The organism is Corynebacterium sp. (genome assembly GCF_012838985.1).
In the GTDB taxonomy this organism is placed as follows: Bacteria; Actinomycetota; Actinomycetes; order Mycobacteriales; family Mycobacteriaceae; genus Corynebacterium.
Genome location: NZ_DUOE01000163.1, coordinates 1 through 21,132, shown reverse-complemented (window position 1 = coordinate 21,132; position 21,132 = coordinate 1). Strand labels below are relative to the sequence as shown.

At 69.1% G+C, this 21,132-nt stretch carries 19 protein-coding genes, 1 pseudogene and 1 riboswitch; of the genes and pseudogenes, 11 read left to right on the top strand and 9 right to left on the bottom strand.

Features of this window, described 5'->3' with window-relative positions; genetic code table 11:
- Together GXZ33_RS09525 and GXZ33_RS09520 are read right to left on the bottom strand one after the other, a co-directional pair.
- On the bottom strand, window positions 1-1,062 hold a 1,062-nt coding region (locus GXZ33_RS09525; protein ID WP_291340798.1), incomplete at its 3' end, for an HNH endonuclease signature motif containing protein.
- A 116-nt stretch (window positions 1,063-1,178) separates the two neighbouring features.
- Complete coding sequence (locus GXZ33_RS09520) at window positions 1,179-2,411, bottom strand: FAD-binding oxidoreductase (RefSeq protein WP_291340797.1); 1,233 nt, start codon at window positions 2,409-2,411, stop codon at window positions 1,179-1,181.
- A gap of 21 nt (window positions 2,412-2,432) precedes the next feature.
- A riboswitch (TPP riboswitch) is annotated at window positions 2,433-2,528 on the top strand.
- 14 nt (window positions 2,529-2,542) lie between these two features.
- Between GXZ33_RS09520 and GXZ33_RS09515 the strand changes: the two genes are divergently transcribed.
- Together GXZ33_RS09515 and GXZ33_RS09510 are read left to right on the top strand one after the other, a co-directional pair.
- Window positions 2,543-3,241 (top strand): hydroxyethylthiazole kinase, encoded by a 699-nt coding sequence (locus GXZ33_RS09515; protein WP_291340796.1) that lies wholly within the window; start codon window positions 2,543-2,545, stop codon window positions 3,239-3,241.
- Window positions 3,242-3,243: 2 nt separating this feature from the next.
- A pseudogene (locus GXZ33_RS09510) lies at window positions 3,244-4,749 on the top strand (bifunctional hydroxymethylpyrimidine kinase/phosphomethylpyrimidine kinase); the annotation flags it as partial.
- On the opposite strand, the gene GXZ33_RS09505 reads toward GXZ33_RS09510, so the two are convergent.
- Window positions 4,694-5,305, bottom strand: coding sequence for a class I SAM-dependent methyltransferase (locus GXZ33_RS09505; protein WP_291340794.1), 612 nt, complete (start codon window positions 5,303-5,305; stop codon window positions 4,694-4,696). The pseudogene GXZ33_RS09510 and the gene GXZ33_RS09505 overlap by 56 nt on opposite strands.
- A gap of 74 nt (window positions 5,306-5,379) precedes the next feature.
- Here GXZ33_RS09505 and GXZ33_RS09500 point away from each other — a divergent pair, with 74 nt between their 5' ends.
- Together GXZ33_RS09500 and GXZ33_RS09495 are read left to right on the top strand one after the other, a co-directional pair.
- Window positions 5,380-6,414, top strand: a complete 1,035-nt coding sequence (locus GXZ33_RS09500) for a magnesium and cobalt transport protein CorA (RefSeq protein WP_291340799.1) — start codon at window positions 5,380-5,382, stop codon at window positions 6,412-6,414.
- Window positions 6,415-6,425: 11 nt separating this feature from the next.
- Window positions 6,426-7,514: a saccharopine dehydrogenase NADP-binding domain-containing protein gene (locus GXZ33_RS09495; RefSeq protein ID WP_291340793.1), complete on the top strand. Its 1,089-nt coding sequence runs from the start codon at window positions 6,426-6,428 to the stop codon at window positions 7,512-7,514.
- Here the strand turns inward: GXZ33_RS09495 and GXZ33_RS09490 are convergent.
- Window positions 7,511-7,978: a PaaI family thioesterase gene (locus tag GXZ33_RS09490; protein WP_291340792.1), complete on the bottom strand. Its 468-nt coding sequence runs from the start codon at window positions 7,976-7,978 to the stop codon at window positions 7,511-7,513. The two genes, GXZ33_RS09495 and GXZ33_RS09490, sit on opposite strands and share 4 nt — an antisense overlap.
- A 133-nt stretch (window positions 7,979-8,111) precedes the next feature.
- Here GXZ33_RS09490 and gndA point away from each other — a divergent pair, with 133 nt between their 5' ends.
- The 6 genes from gndA to GXZ33_RS09460 are packed head-to-tail and all read left to right on the top strand — an operon-like array spanning window position 8,112 to window position 15,231.
- Complete coding sequence (gndA, locus tag GXZ33_RS09485; protein ID WP_291340791.1) at window positions 8,112-9,560, top strand: NADP-dependent phosphogluconate dehydrogenase; 1,449 nt, start codon at window positions 8,112-8,114, stop codon at window positions 9,558-9,560.
- A gap of 18 nt (window positions 9,561-9,578) precedes the next feature.
- On the top strand, window positions 9,579-10,877 hold the full coding sequence (locus tag GXZ33_RS09480) for a DEAD/DEAH box helicase (protein ID WP_291340790.1): 1,299 nt from the start codon (window positions 9,579-9,581) through the stop codon (window positions 10,875-10,877).
- A gap of 21 nt (window positions 10,878-10,898) precedes the next feature.
- The gene (locus GXZ33_RS09475) at window positions 10,899-12,281 is read left to right on the top strand and encodes a hemolysin family protein (protein ID WP_291340789.1); all 1,383 of its coding nucleotides are present in this window, start codon (window positions 10,899-10,901) and stop codon (window positions 12,279-12,281) included.
- Entirely contained in the window at window positions 12,278-13,330 is a 1,053-nt protein-coding gene (locus tag GXZ33_RS09470) for a hemolysin family protein (protein WP_291340788.1), read from the top strand. Before GXZ33_RS09475 ends, GXZ33_RS09470 begins: the two co-directional genes overlap by 4 nt.
- Entirely contained in the window at window positions 13,317-14,186 is an 870-nt protein-coding gene (locus GXZ33_RS09465; RefSeq protein ID WP_291340787.1) for a 3-methyladenine DNA glycosylase, read from the top strand. The genes GXZ33_RS09470 and GXZ33_RS09465 overlap by 14 nt, the downstream gene beginning before the upstream one ends.
- Entirely contained in the window at window positions 14,170-15,231 is a 1,062-nt protein-coding gene (locus tag GXZ33_RS09460; protein WP_291340786.1) for a hypothetical protein, read from the top strand. The genes GXZ33_RS09465 and GXZ33_RS09460 overlap by 17 nt, the downstream gene beginning before the upstream one ends.
- 149 nt (window positions 15,232-15,380) lie before the next feature.
- Here the strand turns inward: GXZ33_RS09460 and GXZ33_RS09455 are convergent, their stop codons facing one another.
- The 5 genes from GXZ33_RS09455 to secA2 form a co-directional block, all read right to left on the bottom strand.
- Complete coding sequence (locus GXZ33_RS09455) at window positions 15,381-15,932, bottom strand: MerR family transcriptional regulator (protein ID WP_291340785.1); 552 nt, start codon at window positions 15,930-15,932, stop codon at window positions 15,381-15,383.
- Window positions 15,933-16,048: 116 nt separating this feature from the next.
- A complete protein-coding gene (locus GXZ33_RS09450) occupies window positions 16,049-16,651 on the bottom strand; it encodes a bifunctional nuclease family protein (protein ID WP_291340784.1) in 603 nt (200 codons plus the stop codon).
- Window positions 16,648-17,361, bottom strand: coding sequence for a MerR family transcriptional regulator (locus GXZ33_RS09445; protein ID WP_291340783.1), 714 nt, complete (start codon window positions 17,359-17,361; stop codon window positions 16,648-16,650). Before GXZ33_RS09445 ends, GXZ33_RS09450 begins: the two co-directional genes overlap by 4 nt.
- 22 nt (window positions 17,362-17,383) lie before the next feature.
- Window positions 17,384-17,818: an oxoglutarate dehydrogenase inhibitor Odhl gene (odhI, locus tag GXZ33_RS09440; RefSeq protein WP_040085809.1), complete on the bottom strand. Its 435-nt coding sequence runs from the start codon at window positions 17,816-17,818 to the stop codon at window positions 17,384-17,386.
- A gap of 85 nt (window positions 17,819-17,903) precedes the next feature.
- On the bottom strand, window positions 17,904-20,165 hold the full coding sequence (gene secA2, locus GXZ33_RS09435; RefSeq protein ID WP_291340782.1) for an accessory Sec system translocase SecA2: 2,262 nt from the start codon (window positions 20,163-20,165) through the stop codon (window positions 17,904-17,906).
- A 71-nt stretch (window positions 20,166-20,236) separates the two neighbouring features.
- On the opposite strand from secA2, the gene GXZ33_RS09430 reads away from it, so the two are divergent.
- The coding region (locus GXZ33_RS09430) for an alpha/beta hydrolase (protein ID WP_291340781.1) at window positions 20,237-21,132 on the top strand (896 nt) is incomplete at its 3' end.

Genomic DNA, 21,132 nt, shown 5'->3' with positions numbered 1-21,132 from the left:
CGGACCACCACCCGGCGGGTGATGCACCACCCCACCCGGTACCCGTTCCATCCGACCGTGCCTCGGCGGTTTATCCGGGTCATCGTCGTTGCGGGCATTGTGCACACCACACAACATCGTCAGATTGCTGATGTTCGTCTCCCCGCCCTGAGCCCAGGCCGTGAGGTGATGAACCTGACACTCCGACGCCGGGGTCGTACACCCCGGATACGGGCACACAATCGTCTCCGCCGACAGCAGGACCCGCTGCTTGAAGTTCGCGAAACGCTCATCCCGGTACATGTTCACCCCACCGTCAACAGGATCGAAGACACCCACATAACCTTCCGCCACCATCGCCTCAGCCACCAGCTCAGCCCCGGTGATGGTGGTGCCGTCAGTCCGGGCGAAGATCGTCTCATCACCTTCCTGACGCAGCACCTTCATCGACTCAGACAAAGGCAGCACCGTGACCACCACCTCCCGGGCCGCCCCACCCCCACCCCGGCCAGCCATGAACGCATCAAACATCGCCTGCTCATAGGTCAGCTGAGGATCCGCCCCGCGCAGGAGCTTCGCCTCCGCCCGTATCCCACTGAGCACCCCCTCAATGACCCGTTCCGGACCGGTGACGGTGAAGGTCCGCAACCCCTGGGCATCGGTGTTCTTGCCACCACGCAGGGCACGCCGACCGTAGGACTTCTTCGCCGCATCCTTGACCTGCCGGTTGTAGTCCCGCACCTTAGTGGCGGCTGCCCGGTCGATCTCAGCGACCGTGCCCCGCAACCCACACAACTCAACACGGAGCTCCCACTGCGACACCGACGCACCCTTCAACAACTTGCGGGTGTGCTTCTCGATGACGCGCAGCGCATCCAGGGAGAGATCCCCGGCCGCCGCCCGCGCGGCGGTCTGCAGCTTCCGGTGCCGGGTCGGGCCGAAGTAGACGCCGGCGAGTTTCTCCCATGCTCCGGCGTCCCGGAAGCCGAGATCAGCGAGGCCGGCTTCGGTCACCTCACCGGAGGTCAGGGCCTCCAGGACCGGCATGCCACGCAGCGCGCGGAACATCTCGATGATCTGCATGCCCCGGACGATAAACCCCCGTCGACCTTCCGTCGACAAGCAGGTCGTGGGCCTGTGGACAACAGGGAGTCATCCACAGAAACCGGCGTTCCGGTCGTTCGACCAGTTGACAATCCCTAACGCAGCGGGTCGAAGGGGCGGATCGCCGGGTGGGTCTCCCCCGTGTCGATCAGCTGAGCCAGGAACTTCCCCGTCGCCGGGCCGAGCACGACGCCCCACATGCCGTGCCCGCCGGCGACGTAGACGTTCTCCGAGGCCGTGCGCCCGACCAGCGGCTTGCCGTCCGGGGTGACGGGGCGGGAACCCACCCACTCGTCCTGCCGGTTGTCCAGGTCGACGCCTGTCATGACGCGGCGGGCCTGGTTGACGATGGCCTCGATACGCCGCGGGTACAGGGGCTCGTCGGGGCGGCGGAACTCCATGGTGCCGGCGATGCGGAATCGGCCCTGGTAGGGGGTGCACGCCATGCGGTGGTGCGGGAGATAGACGGGGTGCTCGGCGGGCTCATCGGTCTCGACGGTGAAGGAGTAGCCGCGGCCCGCCTGCACGAGGGTCCGCACACCGTGGGTCTTCGCCAGCCGGGGCAGCCAGGCGCCGGTGGCGATGACGACGGTCTCCGTGGGCAGGCGCTCGCCGGTGTCGAGGATGACCGCCGGATCCTTTCCACCCACGACGCTGACCGCCTCCGCGTCGGTGCGGATGCGGCCGCCCCGTTCCTCGACGGCCCGCCCGAGCGCCTCGACGTAGGGGCCGGGTTCGATGAAACGCTGGCCCTCCAGCCGGTAGGCGCAGGTGACGGCATCGGAGAGCATGGGGGCCAGTGACCAGACGTCGTCGAGCGGGGTGAGCGGGGCCACCTGGCCGTGCCGCACCGCGCCCTCCAGTTCCCGGAGGAAGCCGGCGGCCTGCGACTCCTCCTCGAAGCCGATGACGAAGGGGCCCTTGCGGGTCCACGCGTCGACGCCGCCGAGCTCCAGTTCGTCGAAGGCGGCGAGGGCCTCCAGGTCGATGGGGGTCAGGGCGGCCATCGTCGTGTCCCAGGCCCGGGCGGTGGCCTGCGCCATGAAGCGGGCGAGGAAGGCCCACAGGCGTGGGTCGAAGCGGAGGGGCATGGAGAGGGCGGCGTCGGCGTCGAGAAGCGCTGTGGGGCCATAGCGCCACAGGCTGGGGTCCGACAATGGGATGGTCTTCGCGGGGGCGAGCCAGCCGGCGTTGCCCCACGAGGCGCCTGCGGCGACGCCCTCCCTGTCGAGGACGGTGACCTCGTGGCCGCGTTCCTGCAGGTGCCAGGCGGTGGCGAGGCCGACCATCCCGGCTCCGATCACGATGGTTTCTCTGACTCTGCTCATGCGCCCTATGGTAATCTTTGTCACATCGACATGGGGTGCGCGGACGCCGCGCTGAGATCACACCCACGGAACCTGCTCTAGTTCGGACTAGCGAAGGGATTGTCATCACTGTCCTGCACGCCCGCGACATCTTGCGCGGGGAATCTCCCCTGGTCCAGTGCCTGACCAACACGGTCGCCGCCGCCCTGAGCGCCAACGTCCTCCTCGCCGCCGGGGCGACCCCCGAGGAAGCCGGCGACTTCGCCCGTCGGGCCGCCGGTGTGCTGGTCAACATGGGCACCCCGACCGCCGCCCGCTACGACGCGATGCGCGCCGCCGTCCGCGGCGCCACCGACACGAACACCCCCTGGGTCCTCGACCCCGTCGGCGCCGGTGTGCTCGGTCACCGCACGAGGTTCCTGCGGTCCCTGCTTGCCGACGCCACCCTCGCCGCCCCCACCGCCATCCGCGGCAACACCGCGGAGATCGCCGCCCTCGGGGGAGCCCGGGCTCTGGCGGCGGACACCGGAGCGGTCGTCGCGGTGTCCGGGCCGGTCGACCTCATCGTCTCCCCCGGACGGGAGACCCGGCTGACCTCCGGCGATCCCCTGCTCACGCGCGTCAGCGGCACCGGCTGCGCCCTCGGGGCGGTGTGTGCCGCGTACCTGGGCCTGGGCGGTGACCCGCATGACGCGGTGCTCGCCGCACACGCGCACCTGGGCGCCGCCGCGCAGATCGCGGCACGTTCCGCCACCGGGCCGGGCAGCTTCGCGGCCGCCTGGCTCGACGCCGTCCACCACCTCACCTCCGCGGAGATCGCGGACCTCGTCTCCTGGAAGGACCATTCATGACCCCCCGTATTCTCTCCATCGCCGGCACCGACCCGACCGGCGGCGCCGGCGTCCAGGCCGACCTGAAGTCCATCGCCGCGGCCGGGGGCTTCGGCATGGCCGCGGTCACGGCCCTCGTCGCCCAGAACACCCACGGCGTCCGTTCCGTGCACACCCCGCCGCATGACTTCCTGCGGGAGCAGCTGGCCGCCGTCTTCGACGACGTCACCGTCGACGCCGTGAAGATCGGCATGCTCGGTGACGCGGAGACCGTCGCCGTCGTGTCCGAGGCTCTGGAGGCGCACCCGGTGCCCCACGTCATCCTCGACCCGGTGATGGTCGCCAGCTCCGGGGACCGCCTGCTCAACGAGGACGCCGAGGCCGCCGTGCGTGACCTGGTCCGTCGCGTCGACGTCATCACCCCGAATCTGCGGGAGCTGGCGGTGCTCTGCGACGCGGAGATGGCCACCACCCTCGACGAGGGCATCGCGCAGGCCCGGGGGCTGGCGGCGGAGACGGGCACGACGGTGATCGTCAAGGGTGGTCACCTGACCGGCCCGGAGGCCGACAATGCGGTCGTCTCCCCCGACGGGTCAGTGCACCACGTGCCGACGCCGCGTGTCGACACGCAGAACACCCACGGCACCGGCTGCTCCCTGTCCGCGGCCCTGGCCACCCGCATCGCCGGCGGTGACAGCGTCGCCGCGGCGCTGGAGTGGTCGACCCGCTGGCTGCATGAGGCCATCACCCACTCCGACGCCCTCGACGTGGGCACCGGCCACGGCCCCGTCGACCACTTCCACCGCATGCGCCGCCTCGAGGCCGCCGCCTCCACCCGCCCGTGGGCCCCGCGCACCGACGTGCCCGCCCCCACCCCGCACCTGGCGCCCGCCGGCCCGCACACGCAGGCCCTGTGGGACGCCACCGGTCAGGTCTGGGACGAGATCATGGACCTGGCTTTCCTCCGCGAGCTGGCAGCCGGTTCCCTGCGCCAGACGGACTTCGCCTTCTACCTCGACCAGGACGCCCAGTACCTCAACCGCTACTCCCGCGCCCTGGCGCTGCTGTCCTCCCGCGCGCCGGGCCAGGCCGACCAGATCTTCTGGGCCGAGTCCGCGCGTGAGGTCCTCGAGGGGGAGGCCCAGCTGCACCGCGACTGGCTGGGCGGCCACGACCTCGAGGTGACCAGCCCCTCCCCCGTCACCCTCGCCTACACCAACTTCCTCGTCGCCTCCGTCGTCGTCGAGCCCTACGTCGTCGGTGCCGCGGCGGTGCTGCCGTGCTTCTGGCTCTACGCGGAGATCGGCATGGAGCTGGCCCGGGCGAACACCCCGGGGCACCCGTACCACGCCTGGCTGTCGACCTACGGCAGCGAGGAGTTCAACGCCGGGGCCCGCGCCGCGATCGAGCGCACCGAGGCGGCCCTGGCAGCGGCGTCGGAAGAGGAGCGGGAGCAGGCGCTGACCGCCTACCTCAGGGCGTGCGTGTACGAGCGGGAGTTCTTCGCCCAGGCTGACCGCGCCTGGTGAGGATCGCCACGAGGAACCCCGACTCCGGGGTGAGGGGCTGCAGGTCCCAGGACTCGAACAGGCTCTGCGGCTCCAGTCCGGCCTCGGAGGCATCCGCCAGGAAGTCATCGAAGGCCCAGCCGCGGCCGGCCCCGAAACCGGCGACGAAGCGTCCCTCCGTGGCCAGCGCCTGCGCGATGTTGCGCAGTGCGTCCTGCCGGCCGTGGGGGTCGAGGAAGCACATGACGTTGCCGGCGGACACGACGACGTCGAAATCCTGTGGCAGCGGGTCGGTGCACAGGTCGCCCACGTGGAAGTTCGCCTCCGGGTAGCCGGCGGCGGCGTGGTCGATGAGCACTGGGTCGATGTCCACGCCCACCACGTCGTGCCCGCGTTGCGCCAGGTAGCCGCCCACGCGGCCCTGGCCGCAGCCGGCGTCGAGGATGCGGGACCGGCGGGGGACGAGGGCGTCGATGAGCCGGGCCTCCCCGTCGATGTCGTGGCCCCGGTCGATCATCGTCTGCCACCGCCGCGCGTAGTCGTGGGAGTGGGCTGTGCTCTTTCTCCAGGTGGACATGCGGCCCAGTATAGGAACGCGCAGCGACTAGACTCGGCGGCGTGCTCAGCCCATTCGAACGCTCCCGCCGCCCCGTGGCGCCCCCGGAGCCGCCTCGCCGCCTGAAGGTCCCGGTGGAACGCGCGATCGACCACTGCCGCGTGTTCATGGACGGCGTGCGCCTGCCCGGTGAATACATCCCCTCCTCGGCGCTCAACGAGGTCACGGAGCAGGGCCGGGGCTTCGTCTGGCTGGGACTGCGGGAGCCGGACGCCCACCAGATGGAGCAGGTCGCGGAGCAGTTCGGCATCCACCCCCTCATCGTCGAGGACGCCGTCACCGCCCATCAGCGACCCAAGGTGGAGCGTTACGACGACCAGCTGTTCATGGTCGTCCGCTCCGTCCGGTTCCGGGCGGAGGCCTCGGAGAAGGATTCCCGCGAGATCATCTCCACCGGTGAGGTGCAGGTGCTCATCGGTCCGCAGTTCATCATCACCGTCCGCCACGGCGCGGAGCTGCCGGAGCTGTCCGAGGCCTTCGATGAGAACCCGGAGCTCGTGGCCCTGGGCCCGGGGGCGCTGGCGTGGCGGGTGGCCGACCACCTCGTCGACGAGTACGGCCGCATCGCCGCGCTGCTCGAGCAGGAGGTCGACGACCTCGAGGAGGAGGTGTTCACGCCGGGTTCGCGTTTCAACATCGAGCAGATCTACATGTACAAGCGCGAGATCCTCGAGATGCGTCACTCCACGGACCCGCTGGCCCCCGCCCTGCGGGCGCTCATCACCGACCACCGCGACATCCTGGGCAAGCAGCTGCGCAGCTATTTCCGTGACGTCCTCGACCACGAGATGACCGTCAAGGACCAGATCGCCGGGTACGACGAAAGGCTCAGCGCGCTCATCGACGCCTCCGTCGCGAAGATCACCATGCAGCAGAACACCGACATGCGCACCATCTCCGCGGTCGTCGGCATGGCGGCAGCCCCGACGCTCATCGCCGGCATCTACGGCATGAACTTCACCAACATGCCGGAACTGAACTGGGAGTACAGCTACTACGTGGTGCTGGGGTTCATCGCCTTCGTCGTGGCGCTCATGTTCTGGTGGTTCCGCCGCAACAACTGGCTGTAGCCTGGGGCCCCATGGCTGACATCCTGCTTTTCGGTGCGACCGGTGTCGTCGGTCGCCTCACCGCCGCCTACCTGGCGGCCCACCACGGTGACCTGGAGGTGGTGCTGGCGGGGCGCGACGTCGACAAGCTGCGGGAGGTCCACCCCACGTGGGAGGTCATGCAGGCCGACGCCCACTCGGCGGAGGACATGGCCGCGCTGGCGCGCCGGGCGCGGGTGGTCATCAGCTGCGTCGGCCCGTACTCGCGGCTGGGGTGGGAGATGGTCGACGCGTGCGCGGAGGCCGGCACCGACTACGTCGACCTGTGCGGTGAGGTGCCCTTCATCCGCCGGGTGATCGACACGCACCAGGGTGCCACCACCGCCCGCATCGTGCACTCCTGCGGTTTCGACTCGGTGCCCTCCGACATGGGGGTCTTCGCGCTGCTGGAGCATGCCGGGGAGGAGATGGAGAAGGTGACGATGGTCGTCGAGAAGCTGCGCGGTGGACTGTCGGCCGGCACGCTCGACTCCATGCTGGAGGTCTCCGCGCAGGCCCGCGCGGACCGCAGCGTCGCCCGCAACCTGCACAACCCCTACTCCCTCTCCCCCGTCCCCGCTGAGGAGCCGCGGCTGGACGACGCCCGCGACTTCCAGGTCACACAGCTTGACGACGACCGCTGGGCCGGCCCCTTCTTCATGTCCATGTTCAACACGCGCATCGTGCGCCGTTCCAACTCGTTGCGCGGGCGGCGCTTCGTCTACCACGAGCGCTGGGCCACCCGCGGGCGGCTGAGCGCCTGGGGCCTGGCCGGCATCACCGCCGCCCTGTTCGCCGCCGCGAAGCAGCCGCTGTTGCGGCGTCTCGTCCCGCAGCCGGGACGCGGTGGTGGTTTCCGTTTCACCCACCACGGCGTCGGGGCGTCAGGCAGGCGTTACACGTGCACCGTGGCCGCCGAGGGCGACCCCGGCTACGAGGTCACCGCCATGATGCTCGCGGAGGCGGCACTGACCCTCCTGGAGCACCCCGGCGACGGCGGTGTGCTCACCCCGTCGACCGCCCTCGGCGCCCCCTACCTGGAGCGTCTGCGCGCCGGTGGGATGAGCTTCACCTGCCGCTAGCCTGCCCGTTCCGCCGGGCGAAGAACCATGGTCCGCAGCGTGGAGCGGGCCACGAGGCGTCCCCCGTTGGTCATGAGGATCTCCCACAGCTGCGTGCGCCTGCCCAGCTGGATGGGCGTGGCCTTGGCCTCGATGACGCCCTCGCGGACGGAGTCGATGAAGTCGGTGTCGTTGTTGACGCCGACCACCGGGCCGCCCGCGGACACGAGACCGGCGAGGCTGCCCACGGATTCGGCCAGGGCGCAGAACACGCCGCCGTTGACCAGGCCGACGGGCTGCCGGTGCTGGTCCCCCACCTCGAGGCGGGCACGGACCCGCCCGTCGGCGATCTGCGTGTAGACGATGCCGAGGTGGGCGTCGAGGCCGCCGTTGCGGTCGTTGAGCAGCTCGAGCTGCGCGGCGTCGAGGGCCTTCCCGGTCCCCGCGAGGCGGAAGAGGTCGGCGAAGCTGTAGGACTCGGTCACGATGTTTCTCCTGGCTGTACGTGTATCTACTTCTTCGGTGCCGGGGTACGTCCCGTCACCTCTCCCACAAAGATACGACCTGGCTGGCGGTCCATGTGACGGTCCGGAAAAGGTCCGTCTAAACTCAGTGCCCATGACCTCCCCTGAGAATCTCGCCCAGATCGGCGTCGTCGGACTCGCCGTCATGGGTTCCAACCTGGCCCGCAACTTCGCCCGTAACGGCCACACCGTCGCCGTGTACAACCGTTCCCCCGAGAAGACACGCACCCTCATCGCCGAGCACGGCGACGAGGGCACCTTCCTCGCCTCCGAGACCATCGAGGACTTCGTCGCCTCCCTGGAGCGTCCCCGCAAGGCGATCATCATGGTCCAGGCCGGTGCAGCCACCGACGCGGTGATCAACCAGCTGGCCGACGCCATGGAGGACGGCGACATCATCATCGACGGCGGCAACGCCCTCTACACCGACACCATCCGTCGGGAGAAGGAGATGGCCGAGCGCAACCGCCACTTCGTCGGCGCCGGCATCTCCGGCGGCGAGGAGGGCGCGCTCAACGGCCCGTCGATCATGCCGGGCGGCCCGGCGGAGTCCTGGGAGACCCTCGGCCCGCTGCTCGAGTCCGTCGCGGCGGTCGTCGACGGCACCCCGTGCGTCACGCACATCGGCCCGGACGGGGCCGGCCACTTCGTCAAGATGGTCCACAACGGCATCGAGTACGCCGACATGCAGGTCATCGGCGAGGCATACCAGCTGCTGCGTTACGCCGCGGGCATGACCCCGGCCGAGATCTCCGAGGTCTTCCGCGAGTGGAACTCCGGCGACCTCGACTCCTACCTCATCGAGATCACCGCCGAGGTCCTCGCGCAGGTCGACGCGGAGACGGGGAAGCCGCTCATCGACGTCATCGTCGACGCCGCCGGCCAGAAGGGCACCGGCCGCTGGACCGTCAAGGCCGCCCTCGACCTGGGCATCCCGGTCACCGCCATCGGCGAGGCCGTCTTCGCCCGTGCACTGTCCTCCTCGCGGGCACAGCGCGACGCTGCACAGGGGGTCCTGCCCTCCGGTGAGCTGGCCACCTTCGACGGGGACCGCGAAGCCTTCATCGAGGACGTCCGACGCGCCCTCTACGCCTCCAAGCTCGTCGCCTACGCGCAGGGCTTCGACGAGATCAAGGCCGGCTCCGCCGAGCACGACTGGAACATCGACCCCCGCGACCTGGCCACCATCTGGCGGGGCGGCTGCATCATCCGCGCCAAGTTCCTCAACCGCATCGTCGAGGCCTACGACTCGGACCCGGAGCTGCCCTCCCTGCTTCTCGACGCCTACTTCCTCGGCGAGCTGCGCGACCTCATCGACTCCTGGCGTCGCGTCATCGTCGCCGCCACGCAGCTGGGCCTGCCGGTGCCGGTGTTCGCGTCCTCCCTGTCCTACTACGACTCGCTGCGTGCCGAGCGTCTCCCGGCCGCCGTGATCCAGGGCCAGCGCGACTACTTCGGTGCGCACACGTACGGGCGCGTCGACAAGCCGGGTGTCTTCCACACCCTGTGGTCCGGTGACCGCACTGAGGTGCAGACAAGCTAGGAGCGTAGACTTCCAGCAATGACCACTTTCAAGGATCTCGGCCTTCCCCTCCCCATCGTCCGTGAACTGCAGCGGCAGGGGATCACCGAGCCCTTCCCCATCCAGGCGGCGGCGATCCCGGACGCGCTCGCCGGCCGTGACGTCCTCGGCCGCGGTCCGACCGGCTCCGGCAAGACCTTCACCTTCGGTCTGCCCATGCTCACCCGCCTGGCCGAGTCCGGCGTCACCCGCCCGGGGCACCCGCGGGCGCTGGTGCTCACCCCGACCCGTGAGCTCGCCGCCCAGGTGAAGGAGCGTCTCGACGCCCCCGCCAACGCCCTGGGCCTGCGCCTGCTCGACGTCGTCGGTGGTGTCAACATCAACCGCCACATCCGTTCCCTGGCCGCCCCGGTCGACCTGCTGGTCGCCACCCCGGGCCGCGCCCAGGACCTCCTCGACCAGGGCAAGCTCCACTTCGACGAGGTGGCCGTCGTGGCCCTCGACGAGGCCGACCAGATGGCCGACATGGGCTTCCTGCCGCAGGTGCGTCGCCTCATGGACCGCACCCCGCGCAACGGCCAGCGTCTGCTCTTCTCCGCCACCCTCGACGGTGACGTGCAGAAGCTCATCGACCGCTACCTCACCGACCCGGTCACCCACTCCACGGCACCGGTGCAGGCGTCCGTCGACACGATGGACCACCACCGTCTGCTCGTCGGCGGCCGTGACGAGCGCAACGAGATCGCCCTGCGCATCGCCGCCCGCGAGGGCAAGACGATCATGTTCATGCGCACCAGGCACGGCGTCGACCGTCAGGTGAAGAAGCTGCGCCGCGTCGGCATCAACGCCGCCGGCCTGCACGGTGACAAGGGCCAGTCCACCCGCACCAACGCGCTCGCCGGTTTCGCCGACGGTTCCGTCCCGGTGCTGGTGGCCACCGACATCGCCGCCCGCGGCATCGACATCGACGACGTCTCCCTCGTCGTGCACCTCGACCCGCCGGCCGAGCACAAGGCCTACCTGCACCGCGCCGGCCGTACCGCCCGCGCCGGCACCTCCGGCACGGTGGTGACCCTCGTCATGGACGAGCAGCGCCGGGAGGTCGAGGGCCTCATGCGGAAGGCGGGGGTGGACGCACCGGAGACGCGGGTGACCGCCGACTCCGATGTGCTGACTAAGATCACAGGTGCACGGGTGCCGTCGGGCACCCCGCTCGCGGCCCCCGGCCAGCAGCAGCCCCAGAAGCGCCCGCGGCGTAACCGCCCGCAGGGTCAGGGCCAGGGCCAGGCACGGAGGTCGCAGTCCCGTCGTCCCCGACGTTCGCGTCGCTCCTCCTAAGGTTCCTGCCCAGCGCTCCTCATGGACATATTCATCAGCATCCTCTCCCTCCTCGGGTTCATCGCCCTGACGGCGTCGACGGGCCTGTTCGTGGCCATCGAGTTCGCGTTGACCGGAATGGAACGCTCGACCGTCGACAACCATGTCCGCGACAAGGGGGACCGCAGCGCCCACGCGGTGCAGCGCGACTACCAGAACCTCTCCTTCGTCCTCTCGGGTGCGCAGCTGGGCATCACGGTGACGACGTTGGCCACCGGTTTCCTCGCGGAGCCGGTGCTGTCCACCTACTTCACCCCCCTGCTCGAGCTGGTGGGGCTGAGCGAGTCCGCGTCCACGGCGGTGGCCCTGGTGCTGGCGCTCATCACCGCGACGTTCCTGTCGATGGTGTTCGGTGAGCTGGTGCCGAAGAACATGGCCATCACCATGCCGCTGGAGACTGCCCGGGTGGTCGTCCACCCGGTGCACGCCTTCAACGTCGTGTTCAAGGGCTTCATCCACGCGATGAACCGTTCGGCGAACTTCATCGTCCGCAAGTTCGGCATCGAACCGGCCGACGAGCTGGCCACGGCGCGTTCCAACCAGGAGCTCGGCAGCCTGGTGCGCAGCTCCGCGGAGCAGGGCGGGCTGGACATCAATACGGCGAAGGTCATCGACCGCTCCCTGCAGTTCGGTGAGGCCACCGCCAACGAGTTCATGACACCGCGCTCCACCATCGCCTACCTCAACGCCGCCGACACGGTCGACGCGCTCATCGCGAAGTCCCTGGAGACGGGCCACTCCCGTTTCCCGGTGGTCCGCGGTGACCTCGACGAGACGGTCGGCGTGGTCCACGTCAAGGACGCGTTCTCCGTGCCCCGGGAGGCCCGGTCGACCACGCTGCTCGGTGCCCTGGCCCGGAAGGTGCCGGTCGTGCCGGACACCCTCGACGGTGACTCCGTGCTCAGCACCGTCCGGTCCGCCGGTTCGCAGGTGGTGCTCGTCGCCGACGAGTACGGCGGCACCGCCGGTCTGGTGACCATCGAGGACGTCGTCGAGGAGATCCTCGGCGAGGTCTACGACGAGCACGATGACGCGGCCGCGGAGCAGGACTTCCAGAAGTTCGGCTCCTCCTGGGAGGTCTCCGGCCTCGTGCGCGTGGACGAGCTCCACGAGCGCGTCGGCTACACCGCCCCCGCCGGCCCCTATGAGACCCTCGGCGGGCTCGTCATGGCCACGCTGGGGCGCATCCCCACGGTCCAGGACGTGCTCCTGCTGCCCGAGTCCGACAACCCGGGCATGTCCGAGTTCGAGACGGGCATCGGCGGCCGCTGGATCGCCCGCGTGACGGTCATGGAGGACCGGCGCGTCGACAAGGTGATCCTCACGCCGATCACCGACGAAGAAGCCCAGGGGTACCAGAAGTGAACATCTTCACCACCACCCTCATGATCATCGCGCTGCTCGCCGCCAACGCCTTCTTCGTGGCCGCCGAGTTCGCGCTCATCTCCTCGCGCAAGGACCGCATCGAGTCCCTCATCGCACAGGGCAAGCCTGCCGCCCGCAAGGTCCTCTACGCCACCGAGCACCTGTCGATCATGCTGGCCGGCGCCCAGTTCGGCATCACCATCGCCTCGCTCATCCTGGGTAAGGTCGCCGAGCCGGCGGTCGCCCACTTCATCGAGGGCCCCTTCACCGCCCTGGGCATCCCGGACAACCTGCTGCATCCGCTGTCCTTCGTCATCGCGCTGGCGTTGATCACGTTCCTGCACATCCTCTTCGGCGAGATGGTGCCCAAGAACATCGCCATCGCCGGCCCGGAGACCCTGGCCATGTGGCTGTCCCCGGCGATGATCTGGTGGGTGAGGATCACCCGCCCACTCATCGAGTTCATGAACTGGATCGCCCGCATGACGCTGCGCGCCTTCGGCATCGAGCAGAAGGACGAGCTCGACTCCACCGTCGACGAGACCCAGCTCGCCTTCATGATCAAGGAGTCCCGTGAGGAGGGGCTTCTCGACGCCGAGGAGACCCTCCGCCTCTCCCAGGCCCTGCGTTCCGAGAAGCGCTCCCTCAAGGAGGTCATGATCCCGCTGGGTAAGGTCCGCACACTGGACTTCGGCCGCCGGGGCCCGACCCTGGGGGAGCTGGAGCAGGCGGTCGTGGAGACCGGTTTCTCCCGTTTCCCGGTGACCGGCACCGACGGGTCCTTCCTCGGCTACATCCACGTCAAGGACGTGCTCGACCGCCTGGCCACCGCCGGACCGGACGAGTTCATCCCGCGCACCGACCTGCGGCCGCTGACCATCGTCGACGGCACCGGCACCATGGACGAGGCGCTGCGCAAGCTGCACCGCCGTTCCGCCCACATGGCGCAGGTCCGCGACCGCGGCGAGCTCATCGGCGTGCTCACCCTCGAGGACCTCATCGAGGAGTACGTCGGCACGGTCAACGACTGGACCCATGAGGAGGCTTGAGCACTGGGCCGCCCGCATGGCGGCCCATGAGGCACGCGCCGACGCCCTCACCCGCGACCACCTGGCCCGCCGGCAGCGGCACGAGAAGCACCCGGTCCTCGACTTCCTCTTCGAGTATTACCCGGTCCGCCCCTCCCACATGCGGCGCTGGCACCCGGGCCTCGGCACCGCCCTGCCCGGTCGCACGCCCCACGCACAGTGGCGCGACTACATCTTCGACGGCTCCGTCACCACCGTGGACGTGGACTCCTTCTGGGAACGCCGCGGCGGGACGCTCCTCTACATCCGGGACCTGCTGCACCGCACCAACCTCAACCCGGCGCACTTCGACTGCTTCGGCCTCCACGAGTGGGCGATGGTCTACCGGGGCGAACCCCGCCACGACCTCCCCCTGCGGCTGGGGGCGGCGGGGAGTGACGCGGTCGTCGAGAAGCACCGTCTCCGCTGCACCCACTTCGACGCCTACCGTTTCTTCACCCTCGCGGCCCGCCCCCTCAACCTGACCGTCCTCGACCGGGAGGACCAGCCCGCGCACGACCAGGCGGGTTGTGTCCACGCGACGATGGACCTGTACAAGTGGGCCTCCAAGCTGGGGCCGCTCGTCCCGGGTGAGCTGTTCCTCGACACCTTCGAGCTGGCCGTCGACGCCCGCATCCTCGACATGGAGGCCTCCCCCTACGACTGCCGGGGACTGGGCTTCGGGGTCGTGCCCATCGAGACCCCCGAGGGCAAGGCCGAGTACGTCGAACGGCAGCGCGCGCTGGCCGAACGCGGAAAACCCCTGCGTGACCGGCTTGTCTCCCTCATTGACGCCGCGCAGGCCACTACACTTCATGGGCATGGCCCGTCATCGTAGTGAGTCAAACAACTTCTCCGTCGCCGGTTGGGTGATCGCCGTCTTCATCCTCGCCATCGCGCTCATCGCGGCGGCGATCTGGTGGTTCGGATTCCGCCAGCCGGAGGCTCCGCAGGCCCAGGAGTGCATCCAGGGCGACCTCAATCTCCCGGTCGCCGCCGAGGGCGTCGACGCCACCGCACTCATCGACGACTACAACGCCAGCGACCCGGTCGTCCGCGACTTCTGCATCACCGCTGAACTCACCGACTCGGTGGCCCGGGCTGCAGTCCTGCTCACCCCCGCGGGCACCGACGTCGCCGAACTTCTCGACGGCCGCTCCCTCTCCTCCACCACCCCCGTCACCGGCGCCGACGCCCACGTGCTCACCCCGGCCGGCGAGGTGAACGAGGAGCAGGTCCGCGCCGCCACCGAGTTCGCGAAGTTCCACGAGGACACCACCCGACCGAGCGAGACCACCACGGAGACCACCAGCGAGGAGGCCCCCGCCGAGACGACCGTCGAAGAGTCCCCCGCCCCCGAAGCCGGACCCACCGACACCCTCATCCTCTTCGACACCTCGGCCCAGTCCGTGCCCTTCCACGACGCCGCGACCGATGCCCTCGCCCAGCTCTCCCTGGACCTCGGGGCACAGGGCCGGCAGGTCGCGATGTGGAACTACTCCTCCCCGCTGAACCCGGGCGTCACCCAGGGCTGGCGCACCAACGTCAGCTTCTCCGACGGCACCGACGCCGCCGCCGCGGTCCGTCTCTTCGGCACCGGCGGTGTCCCGCAGACCCGCTCCGCGGTGGTCGCCGCCGTGGGCAACGCGGCCGACCACTCCCGCGCGACCGGTCAGCCGGCCCGCGTGCTGCTGGTCACCTCGGGTACAGCCCAGGACATGGACGACGCCGCCTTCACCGCCGCCTTCGAGCAGGCCCGGGGTGACGCGGACGTCACCCTCGAGGTCGTCCACGTCGGTGACGGTGAGGTGGACGGGGCGCTGGCGGGAGTCGGCACGCTCACCGAGGTCACTGATCCGGCGCAGCTGCCGGACGCCCTGTAGAAGTTCGGAAGGACATCCCCGGATCCGCACCTCCGGGGACCGGGCATGTTCGAGACCGGTCCTGATCCGAACATGTCCTTCCGACCTTGAGGCGGGCACGAGAAAGACCCCCGCACGTGAGCTGAGCGGGGGTCCTTCTTTTCAGGCGTCTAGCTGGTCTTACGGCGGCGGCGGGCCGCCAGCTCGTCGACGCTGATGACGTCGACGTCGAGGTCGTCGCGGTCATCGACACGCTCGGACGGGAAGGCGGAGATGGTCCCGGTCAGCTCCTTCATGATGCCCGGCACGGCGATGCCGAAGACACCCTGACCCCCACCCAGGAGATCGATGACCTCGTCGGCGGAGCGGCACTCGTAGACGGTGGCACCGTCGGAGACGAGGGTGATCTCGGCGATGTCATCGACACCACGGTCGCGGAGCTTCTCCACGGCCAGGCGGATGTTCTGCAGGGAGATGCCGGTATCGAGCAGACGCTTGACGATCTTCAGCACGAGGATGTCGCGGAAGGAGTAGAGGCGCTGCGAACCGGAGCCGCGCGCACCTCGGATCGACGGCACGACCAGCTTGGTGCGTGCCCAGTAGTCGAGCTGGCGGTAGGTGATGCCGGCGACCTGGCATGCGATGGGCACGCGGTAGCCGACCTCCTCCCCTGGGCCGAGGTCGAAAAGGGATTCCTGGACAGGATACTCGTTGCTGCTCACGTAATTACTCCGATGAGGTTTGGAAATGCGCCTTAAAGGCCATTAAAAACCAAGAGTAGAGCAACGTCAAGGCCTGACCCGGAGACACGCCGTATCTCCGAGTTTAAAGTCAAGGTTTAGAGCTGGTCGTCTTCCTCGCCCTTGTCTTCTTCCGGATCCTCATCCTCAGTGTCCTCAGTGCCGAAATCCAGCTCCGACATGCCGAGGGAACGCATCATCTCCTCGAAATCCGCGTCCGCCTGGGCGTCGCCGGAGGCCGAGAGATCCTCGGTGGGCTCGGCGGCGTCGAAACGGATGCCGAAGTACTCCTCCATGATGTCGTCGGAGACGAAGAAGGACGCCTGGTTGAGCACATCCTCCTCGACATGGACGTCCAGCTCCAGGGCGCGCGCGAGCAGCAGCGCATCGGAGGGACGGGCGTCGATCTCCTGGCCGTCGGCCAGCACGATCGAGGCGATGAAGACACCCTCGAAGTGACTGATGATGTTGATGGCCGTGACTCCCCCGGTGCTCCGGTTGATCAGGTCCAGCAGCAGATCAATCGTCGCGGGGCGGCGCGGGGTGAAGCCGTTGTCGCGGGAGTCCAGCTCCGCGGCGGCCAACGGGGAGATCCACACCGGCAGAATGCGGTTCTGCTCGGCCCAGCGCAGCAGCACACAGGTGAACTGCTCGGGGCCGGTGGTGTGGATTCCGTGGTACTCGACAGGGATGAGCGTCATGCCAGTTCATCCCGGAGTGCGTTCTTGACCAGGCTGGCGTGCAGGGACACGACCAGCGCCGTCATCTGCTGTCCCATGTCCGCCGCCTTCTCCTTCGCCGAGGAGCGCTGCGAGCGGGCGACGGGCCCGGCGACCTGGCCGATGAGGTCGGCCTGCCGCTGGGCGGTGTTGCGCAGGGACTTGAGGTGGCGGATGTCGAAGCCGAATCCCCGGAGGGACTCCGCCGTCAGCACGATGCGGACGTCGTCGGCGGTGAAGAATCCGGCGGCGTCGGGGCGGATGAGCCCGGCGTCGAGAAGCTCGGCGATGGCCTCGGCGGTGACGTCGGCCTGCGACGCCACCTCCTCATCACTGAGGCGGGTGGGCGCGGGCGCGCGGAAATTCTCCGGCGACACCATCGGCTCGGCCTCGATGAGGGAGACCGCGCCGGCGTCCATCGCCTCCAGCTGCTCCCGGATGACCTTGAGCGGCAGGTAGTTGTCGCGCTGGGTCACCAGGATGTAGCGGAGACGCTCGACGTCCTCGCCGGTGAAACGGCGGTAACCGGACGCCGTGCGCTGCGGCGTGATGAGTCCCTCGGACTCCAGGAATCGGATCTTCGAGACGGTCACGTCCGGGAACTCGGAACGCAGCGCCTCGAGGACCTTGCCGATGGACAGGGTCCGTGCGCTGGTCGCACGAACGGCCGTCTGCTTGCGAACAGCACTCACGGTGAGACTACTTCAGTATCACCTAATCGTTCTTCGGACCGGCGAGGAAAACCAGACGGAACTTGCCGATCTGGATCTCATCACCGGTGGTCAGCACCTGGGAGTTCCGCGGCTCACGGTTCACGTAGGTGCCGTTGAGGGACCCCACGTCAAAGACCTCGAACTCACCCTCGTTGATGCGGAACTCCGCATGACGACGCGACACGGTCACGTCATCGAGGAAAATATCCGACTCGGGGTGACGGCCGGCCGTGGTGATCGGCTGGTCGAGAAGGAATCGCGCGCCTGCGTTCGGCCCACGCTTGACGACCAGAAGACCCGCACCCTCAGGGAGGTTGTCGGCGCCCGTGGCGGCCGGAGCGGTACCTGCGCCAGACTCCATCTCCTTCAACAGATCTGCACGGAAGACAGACGTGGTCTCGACCTGTGCCTCAGGAGTACCGGTGTTCTCGCTCATTGTTTAAATCCTCCGCTTTCGTCGGAACTGTGACTGCTAGCCATCATAGCGACTGTGAGTGCCGCGTGAGTGTCTGACGACACCATCACCGGAAAAGGTTACCAATTCCGGAGACGACGGAATTACCCGACCCTGCGAGGGGGTTGTCGGAGACCATGTACGTCCACGTGGCCGACGGACGCGCCAGCCCCTTCTCCGCGAGGGTGCCCTCCCGGAAGGTCTCCACCGCCTTGTCGACGGCCCGTTGCGCCAGCTCCTTGAACTCCCGCACCGCGATGCGGTGGTACTCGTCGATCGGGGTCTCACGGGCGATCGCACGCAGGTGGATCGACTCGCGCACGTCGTCCATGACGGCCAGGTGCTCGGCCCATTCGTCGTCGAGGTGGAAGAGCATGATGTCGCGGGCCAGCTGTTCACGGTCCGGGTGGTCGGCCAGTTCCGCGGCCCTTTCGGGGGCCCGCTCCGCGAGCTCCTCCCACGCCTGCGGGGTGTCGAGCAGCCGCGCACGGCGCTCATCGATGATCACCCGCTGGTCGGCGAGCAGCTGGTTGTACTTCCAGGTCTGCGCATGGATCTCCAGCAGCTGCCCCTCGGTGACGCGCTGGCAGTGCCCGATCCAGTCGCGGATGCGGTCGGAGAGGATGGCCCCGTCCGGCTCCGGGCGGGCGGTGACGTTCTCCCCGGCACCCCCGGAGGTGACCACGTCGTCCTCCAGGGAGACGAAGAACATCGACAGCCCCGGGTCCCCCTGGCGGCCGGCGCGGCCGCGCAGCTGGTTGTCCAGGCGGGCGGTGCGGTGGCGCGACGTGCCGATGACCGCCAGCCCCCCGAGCGCGGCGACCGCCTCATGGTCGGACTGGTCGGCGCCGCCGAGTTTGATGTCGGTGCCGCGGCCGGCCATCTGCGTGGAGACGGTCACCCGGCCCAGGTCACCGGCCTCGGCGATGATGCGGGCCTCCTCGGCGTCGTTCTTCGCGTTGAGGACGTTGACCTCGATGCCGAGCTCCTCCAGGGCCTCGGCGAGGGCCTCCGACTCGGCGACGTCCTGCGTGCCGACGAGCACCGGCTGCCCCGTCGAGTTGAGGTGGGCGATCTCCTGGACGATGGCGCGGTTCTTCTCCGCCGCGGTGGCGTAGATGCGGTCGGCCTCGTCGAAGCGGCGCAGCTCCATGTTCCGGTCGATGACGGAGACGTGCAGGTCATAGAACTGACGCAGCTGGTCGGTGGCCTCCACGGCGGTGCCGGTCATGCCGCACACCATCGGGTAGCGGCGCATGAGCGCCTGCAGGGTGATCGTGTCGAGGATCCGGCCGCCCTCCGTGACGTCGAGCCCCTCCTTCGCCTCCACGGCCGCCTGGAGCCCGTCGGGCCAGCGCTGGAGGTCGGCGACGCGGCCGCGGGAGGCGTCGATGAGCGCCACCTTGCCGTCGGTGACCAGGTAGTGGATGTCGCGGATGAGCAGGGCCTTGGCGTGCAGGGCCAGGTTGACCTTCACCAGGGTGGTGCCGATGTGCTCGTCGTCGTAGAGCGAGTCGATGCCCAGGGCACCCTCGACGCGCGCGGCGCCCTCGTCGGTGAGGAAGACGTTCCGGCGGTCGTCGTCAATGGTGTAGTGCTCGCGTTCCCGCAGGTGGCGCACGACGTCGGTGATCTGCCCCGTCGCCTCCCGGCCCGGCTGGTTGCCGGCGAGGACGAGCGGGACGAGGGCCTCGTCGACGAGCACGCTGTCCGCCTCATCCACCAGGGCGACGTCCGCCGGCAGCTGCACGGCGTCGGCGCGGCGGGTGATCTGCTGGTCACGGAGGACGTCGAAGCCGATCTCGTTGACCGGGCCGTAGATGACGTCCCCGGCGTAGGCTTCACGACGCTCCTCCGGCCCCATCTTCTCCGTCACCGCGGCGACCCGCAGGCCGAAGAACTCGACGAGCGGACGCATCCACTCGGCGTCACGCTCCGCGAGGTAGTCGTTGACGGTGATGACGTGGACCCGCTTGCCGCCCAGTGCGAAACCGGTGGCCGCCATCGCACCGACCAGGGTCTTGCCCTCACCGGTGGCCATCTGGATGACGTCGCCCTCCACCAGGCGCAGCACCGCCTGGGACTGCACCGCGAAGGGGGTGAGCCCGAGGGTGCGCTCGGCGGCGACGCCGAGGACGGCGAGGAACTCCGCGGGATCGGAGATCGACCCGCCGGTGGCGAGGTCGCGGGCACGCTGCGCGAGGGCGGAGTCGTCCAGCTGCGTCAGCTCGGCCTGACGCGCCCCGGCGTCCTTCACGATCGCCCGGCTGCGCTTCTGGTTGCGCGTCTGCGACGCCCCCATCGCCTTCCAGAACCAGTTAAATGCCATGGGTGTTCCTCCTGTGGGCCTGCACGTACAGGAGACCACCCTAGTTCAGGGCCGGGGCTATTCTTGTTGACATGCAATCAGTGAGTGTGAAAATCCCCTCGTCCCAGGGAACGACGATGGTCGGCACCCTCGACCTCCCGGACACCCCGCCCGTCGCCTTCGCGATTTTCGCACACTGTTTCACATGTTCGCGTTTCGTCCCGGCCGCCTCCCGCGTGTGCAAGACCCTCGCGGAGCACGGCATCGCCTGCCTCCGTTTCGACTTCCCCGGCCTCGGGCAGTCCGAGGGCGAGTTCTCCGACACCACCTTCTCCTCCAACGTCGAGGACCTCATCTCCGCCGCCGAGTGGCTGACCAGGGAGTATGAGGCTCCGCAGCTGCTCCTGGGGCACTCCCTCGGTGGGGCCGCCGCCATCAAGGCCGCGACCCGCCCGGAGATGGACTCCATCGTGGCGGTCGCGACGCTGGGCACCCCCTACGACCCGGCCCACGCCGTCACACATCTCGGCGAGAGCGTCCGCGAGGCCGAGGAGGAGGGGTGTGTCACCGTCACCCTGGCCGGCCGTGACTTCGACATCTCCCGCGAGTTCCTCGAGGACCTCGCCGCCAACAACCCCGACACCTACCTCCCCGACCTGCGCAAGCCGCTCCTGCTGCTGCACTCCCCCACCGACCAGACCGTCGGCGTGGAGAACGCGCAGAAGATCTTCCGTCAGGCCCGCTTCCCGAAGTCCGTGGTCAGCATCGAGGCGGACCACCTGTTCACCCGCGGGGACTCCGCACAGCGCGCCGGGCGCATCATCGCCGAGTGGGTGCAGCCCTACCTGCAGCCCTCCTACGAGACGCCGCAGGTGCCCGCGGACCAGGTGATCTCCCGCATGGCCGTCGGCTCCCGCTACGGTGCCGTGGTCGAGACCGCCGGCGGCACCCTCCTCACCGACCGGGCCCGCGCCCGTGGCGGGCGGGG